General features: G+C 70.7%; 5 protein-coding genes. 2 read left to right on the top strand and 3 right to left on the bottom strand.

What is annotated here, in order from left to right; translation table 11 throughout:
• Both OOT08_RS03195 and OOT08_RS03190 read right to left on the bottom strand, forming a co-directional pair.
• The coding region (locus OOT08_RS03195) for an ABC transporter ATP-binding protein (RefSeq protein ID WP_325091097.1) at positions 1-841 on the bottom strand (841 nt) is incomplete at its 3' end.
• Between the two features lie 23 nt (positions 842-864).
• On the bottom strand, positions 865-2,616 hold the full coding sequence (locus OOT08_RS03190; protein WP_325091096.1) for an ABC transporter permease: 1,752 nt from the start codon (positions 2,614-2,616) through the stop codon (positions 865-867).
• Between the two features lie 125 nt (positions 2,617-2,741).
• Between OOT08_RS03190 and OOT08_RS03185 the strand changes: the two genes are divergently transcribed.
• Positions 2,742-3,131: an ArsR/SmtB family transcription factor gene (locus tag OOT08_RS03185; protein WP_325091095.1), complete on the top strand. Its 390-nt coding sequence runs from the start codon at positions 2,742-2,744 to the stop codon at positions 3,129-3,131.
• 119 nt (positions 3,132-3,250) lie between these two features.
• Here OOT08_RS03185 and OOT08_RS03180 read toward each other — a convergent pair whose 3' ends face one another.
• Complete coding sequence (locus OOT08_RS03180; RefSeq protein WP_325091094.1) at positions 3,251-4,675, bottom strand: MFS transporter; 1,425 nt, start codon at positions 4,673-4,675, stop codon at positions 3,251-3,253.
• Positions 4,676-5,030: 355 nt separating this feature from the next.
• Here OOT08_RS03180 and OOT08_RS03175 point away from each other — a divergent pair, with 355 nt between their 5' ends.
• Complete coding sequence (locus OOT08_RS03175; RefSeq protein WP_325091093.1) at positions 5,031-5,300, top strand: hypothetical protein; 270 nt, start codon at positions 5,031-5,033, stop codon at positions 5,298-5,300.
• Positions 5,301-5,428 lie beyond the last annotated feature (128 nt).

The following is a 5,428-nucleotide window of genomic DNA, read 5'->3' as shown; positions in this document are numbered from 1 at the left end:
CCTCATCCCGCCCCGTGAGAATCGAGTACAGCTGATCCACCGCGGCCGCAAAGGTGGGGCTGCGCCGATCCCGCGGCCGGGGCAGCAGAATCGGCACCTCGGCCGTGATCCGTGCCGGGCTGCCGCCGAGCACCACGACCCGGTCGGCGAGCAGGACGGCCTCGTCAATGTTGTGCGTCACGATACAGATCGACCGCGTCGGGAAGCCGGGCTCGCTCCACATCGAGATCAGCTCCGCGCGCAGGTTCTCCGCGGTCAGGACGTCCAGCGCGGAGAAGGGCTCATCCATCAGCAGGGCGTCGGGGCGCTGCACGAAGGCCCGAGCGAAGCCGACCCGCTGCCGCATCCCGCCGGAGAGCTCGCGCGGATACGCGGTCTCGAAGCCGTCCAAGCCGATCGCGTCGATCGCCGCCATCGCCCGGGCCCGGCGCTGCCGCCGGGGAACCCCGCTCGCGCGCAGACCGAGCTCCACGTTCTCCAGCACCGTGAGCCAGGGCATCAGTGCGAAGGACTGAAACACCATCGCCGCCCCCGGGTTTGCCCCCCGGAGCGGCTCGCCCCGGTAGCTCACCGCGCCCGAGACCGGGTCGATGAGCCCGGCCAGGAGCCGCAGCAGCGTCGACTTTCCCGAGCCCGACTTGCCGAGCAGCGCCACGATCTCCCCGCGCCGGAGGGTGACGCTCACCTCGTCCAGGACCTCGAAGCGCCCGCCGTCCGCGGCGGGGAAGGCCATCGAGACCCGATCGGCGCGGATCAGCTCGTCGCCGTCGCCGGCCGCGTCCGCGGGTGACTCGGGGTGCCCGCCGTCGCGCGGCGGGGTGGGGGGTGCGGCCTCGGCCATAGGATCCTCTCCGAACGGGTGCATTAGCTCAGCGCGTATCGGGTCTCGGCGAGGGCGTAGAGCCTGCGCCACACGAGGCGGTTCATCCCGACGACGAAGACGCTCATGACGATCACGCCGATGAGGACCCGCGCGAAGTCGCCGTGCTCGGTGGCCTCGGCGATGAATGCGCCGAGCCCGGTCGCGACGAGGGTTTGGTCCCCGTAGCTCACGACCTCGGCGACGATCGAGGCGTTCCACGCCCCGCCCGCTGCGGTGAGCGCGCCCGTCACCCAGGAGCTCAACACCCCCGGCCACAAGAGCGTCCGCCAGGTGGCGATGCGGCCCAGCCGAAGGTTCTTCGCGGCCTCTCGCAGATCGTTCGGGATCGCCGCCGCGCCGGCGATCACATTAAACAGGATGTACCACTGCGCGCCGAGCGACATCAGCAGGATGCCGCCGAGGTCGAGGCTGATCCCCGTGGACAGGAGCGCCAGCGTCGCAAAGGGGAACAGGAAGTTCGCGGGGAAGCTCGCGAGGATCTGCACGACCGGCTGTGCGACGCGGGTCACCCGGGGGTTCAGCCCGATCCACACGCCGATCGGGACCCACACGACGGTGCCGAGCGCCAGCAGGAGGAGGACCCGGGCACAGGTAACCGCCCCGAGGGCCGCGGCGTGCCCGAACTCGGCGAGGCCCGTCTCCGCCGCGATGAAGCGAAGCATCGCGAACAGCCCCCAGAGCAGCGCGCCCCCGGCGAGCAGGGCGAACAGCGTGTCTATGAGCCGGACCCGGCGAAAGCTCCGCCGACGGGGCCGATCCCCGCGCCCCCGGGGGCGCGTGACCCGATCGAGCCACTCGCCGACGGGCCGCAGCGTCCGCGCGAGGAGCCGAGGCACGGTGGAGCGACGCAGGAGATCCAGGACGAGGCTCCGCTGCGGCTCGACCGTGTCCGTATCGCCCATCCGGAAGCGCTCCGCCCAGGCGGTCAGCGGACGCCAGAACACAAAGTTGACGGTCACGATCATCACGATCATCACGATCATGGCGAGCACGAGTCGTCCCGGCTCCGCGTTCTGGGCGGCCGCCGCGGCGTAGGCACCGATGCCGGGCAGGGCCAGGGTGCGGTGGTTGACCGTGATCACCTCGGACGCGATCAGGAAGAACCATCCCCCGCCGAAACTCATCATGCCGTTCCAGACGAGGGGAAACGCCCCGTGCGGGGCGTCGAGCTGCCAGAATCGCTGCCAGCCGGTCAGGCCGAGCATCCGGCTGGCCTCGTCGAGGTCCCGGGGCTGGGTGATGAGCGACTGGTAAAACGCGAAGGTCATGTTCCACACCTGGCTCGTGAAGATCGCGAAGATGGCCGCGAGCTCGATGCCGATCATGGTGCCGGGGAACAGCGAGAGCCACACCCCGATGGTGACCGAGAGGAAGCCCAGCACCGGCACCGACTGGAGCACGTCCAGGAGCGGGATGAGCACGCGTTCCGCTCGGGGCACTCGCGCGGCCACGGTCGCCACGACACAGGAGAAGAGCACCGAGGCGGCCAGGGCGGCGAACATCCGGAGGAGGGAACGACCCGCGTAGCCGGGGAGCTCGCCGGGGTCCGTGGAGACGATGGCGGGAGCCTGCTCCGGGTCGTAGGGGGCGGCGACGCCCTGCCCGAGCTCGATCAGGAGCCAGAACAGCACCGCGACCGCGAGGAGCACGACGATGTCCGCGAGTCGCCGGTTCCGGGCGCGCAGCGCGGCGTCGTATCCGCTGAAGGTTGCGGCCTGCGCGGAGGCACTCATCTGCTCACCGCCCTTCTCGTGCTCGGGAATCGCTCATCCTCGGCATCCCCGGGGAATGCCCCAGCCAGCATAGCTAGAATGAACAATGACTTGCGCAAGTCACAGAACACGGAATCATAGAGGACATGGACGATCATCCGGCTCACGCCGTGACCGAGGCCCAGCTGGCCGCCGCCGCGGGCACCTTTGACATGCTCTCGACCCCGAACCGCCTGCACCTGGTGTGGCTCCTGGCCGAGGGCGAGTACGACGTGACGACGCTCGCGGAGCGCTCAGGGGCCGCGGTGCCCGCCACGAGCCAGCATCTCGCGAAGCTGCGCGCCGCCGGAATCGTGACCGCGCGCCGCGATGGCCGCCGCCAGCTCTATCGGGTCGAGGACCCGCACATCCTCGCGGTGGTGGCGCAGATGTTCAGCCACATCGCCCCCGACGGCACCCTCGCGGGGGAGCCCGATCCGCGTCGGCCCCCGCGCGCGCCGCGCTTCCTGGAAGCCGCCCCGGGAGGGCTCCGGTAGCGCCACCGGCCCGCCGACCCGGCCACCGCCGCACTCCGGCCGGGCGCGGCGAAACGCGCTTCGGCGGCGCCGGGCCCCGGTGCGGGGTCGACGCCGCCGAGCGGGACGGGCGCAGGTGCCTAGCTGACCTGAGCGCCCTCGCGGGAAACCGAGCGCGGGGCGCGCATCGCGGCGGCCGTCACGATCGCGCCAACCAGGGCGATCATGGCCGCCCCGAGGAACGCGGCCGAGTAGCCGCTGGTCAGTTCGACCGGGCCGGGCTCGGCCCCCGAGGTCGCGGAGACCACGGCGGTGAGCACCGCGAGGCTCAGGGCGGAGCCGATCTGGTAACTCGTGCTGACCAGGCCAGAGGCGACCCCGGTCTCGGCCGGCGGCGCGGCGTTGATCGCGGTGCCGAGCGAGGGCACGAACGCGAGGGACATGCCGAGCGCTGCCAGGAGCGAGGCGGGCAGGACGTCGACGACGTAGCTGCCGTCCGGGCTCACGAGCGAGAGCCACCCGAGGCCAGCGGCGAGGAGCACGAGACCCGTGACGATCATCGACTTCGCGCCGAACTTTGCCTGCAGTCGCGGAGCGAGCGCGACCATCACGAGCACGACGAGCCCCGTCATGGGCAGGAGCGCGGCCCCGGCCCAGAAGGCGCTCGCGCCGAGGACCTGCTGCAGGTAGAGGTTCAGGAAGAACCACATCGACACCCACGCGCCTCCGAGCATGAGCTGGGCGCCGTTGGCGGCCCCCAGCATCGGCGCGCGCAGCATGCCCAGGCGCAGCAGCGGGTTCTTGCGCTTGGCCTGGATCACGAAGAAGACGGCGAGCAGGGCGAGGCCGCCCGCGAGGACGCCGAGGGTCTGCGCGGTGAGCCAGCCGACCTCCGGGGCCGTGACGACGGCGTAGACCACCGCGGCAAGTCCGGCGGTGACCATGATGGCCCCGGCGATATCGATCGAGGAGGTGGCGCCGCGCGAGGTCCGGGGGAGGGCGGTGCCGGTGAACGCGAGGACGAACAGCGCGATCGGGATCGTGACGTAGAACACCCAGGGCCAGCTGGCGTACTCGGTGAGCACCCCGCCGAGGAAGACGCCGGCGGAGCCGCCGATCGGCGCGGCCGCGCCGTAGATGGCGAAGGCCTTCGGCAGGTCCTTTGTGCCGCCGAAGAGCATCATGAGGAGCGTGAGGGCGGCCGGGGCGATGAGCGCTGAGCCCGCCCCCTGCACGGCGCGGCCCGCAATCTCCAGGCCGATGCTGTTGGCGGCTCCGGCCATGACCGAGCCCGCGATGAGCACGAGCCAGCCCGTGACGAAGATTTTCCGGGCGCCGAAGGCGTCCGAGAGCCGGCCACCGAGGAGGAGCAGGCCACCGAAGGCGACCACATAGGCGTTAAAGACCCAGGACAGGGACTCCGGGGTGAAACCGAGATCGCGTTGGATGTCCGGCAGCGCCACCCCAATGATCGAGGTGTCCATGATGACGACGAACTGGGCGGTGGCGATGAGCGCGAGCCCGAGCCATCGCTTCGCGGCTGAGGCGGGTGGGCGGGGTGACATGGTGATCCTCCTGAGTTGGGGCCGGTGTGGCCCGGCGGATGTCAGGATATACCCCTAGGGGGTAGGGGTGTCAACCGAGCGCCCCGCGACACGGGGCTCTCGCGTCACGGTTTGTCATATACGGGTAGGGGGTATGGCTCTCGGGGAGATGCGCGGGATTGTGTTGTGGTCGCTCGGCGATGCTGGCCGCTGGGTGGCGAATTTCCCCCGGAACCCTCGGGGGTATTGTTCGAGGAACGAGCGATTGTGAGAATACGACTACCGGGTAGGGGTATAGTAAATCCGTGCGGTCGCGGACTCGGGCTCGGTCCCGTCCCCGGCCGCACCGCCACCACCTCAGGAAGGGAACCACACCATGACACACGAACCGCAGGCGGCAGCCAGTTGCTGCAGCAGCACCCCGAAGACCGCGGCTCCTGAAGACAGCAGCACGTGCGCGAGCACGACCGCCGACACGGGCGCGACGACCTGCCCCGTGATGGTGGGCAACGCCGTGGACAAGGCGGCGGCGGTCGCTGCCGGGCTGTTCCGTGATTTTGCGGGCGAGCGCTACTACTTCTGCTGCGCCGGCTGCGGCCCCGCCTTCGACGCTGACCCGGCGAAGTACGCGGCCAACATGGCCTAGGACGCGCGGCCCAGGCTCCGCGGGACGGAGGCGCGGCGGCTGATAGCCTGGAGGGCCGGAACGCAGTGCGTTCCGGCCCTCCGCCATTTCGGCGCTTTGCTGGAGAGAGTCAGGAATGCCCATGTCTG

Source organism: Leucobacter sp. M11, assembly GCF_035726885.1.
Classification (GTDB): domain Bacteria; phylum Actinomycetota; class Actinomycetes; order Actinomycetales; family Microbacteriaceae; genus JAPFRB01.
The sequence above is the reverse complement of the archived record's forward strand: the minus strand, read 5'-3'. Positions and strand labels throughout refer to the sequence as shown.

Excerpts from the sequence above, each read along its gene's own strand:
- OOT08_RS03180 (WP_325091094.1), bottom strand. The coding sequence starts at position 4,675 with ATGTCACCCCGCCCACCCGCCTCAGCCGCGAAGCGATGGCTCGGGCTC.
- OOT08_RS03175 (WP_325091093.1), top strand. The coding sequence starts at position 5,031 with ATGACACACGAACCGCAGGCGGCAGCCAGTTGCTGCAGCAGCACCCCG.
- OOT08_RS03190 (WP_325091096.1), bottom strand. The coding sequence starts at position 2,616 with ATGAGTGCCTCCGCGCAGGCCGCAACCTTCAGCGGATACGACGCCGCG.
- OOT08_RS03185 (WP_325091095.1), top strand. The coding sequence starts at position 2,742 with ATGGACGATCATCCGGCTCACGCCGTGACCGAGGCCCAGCTGGCCGCC.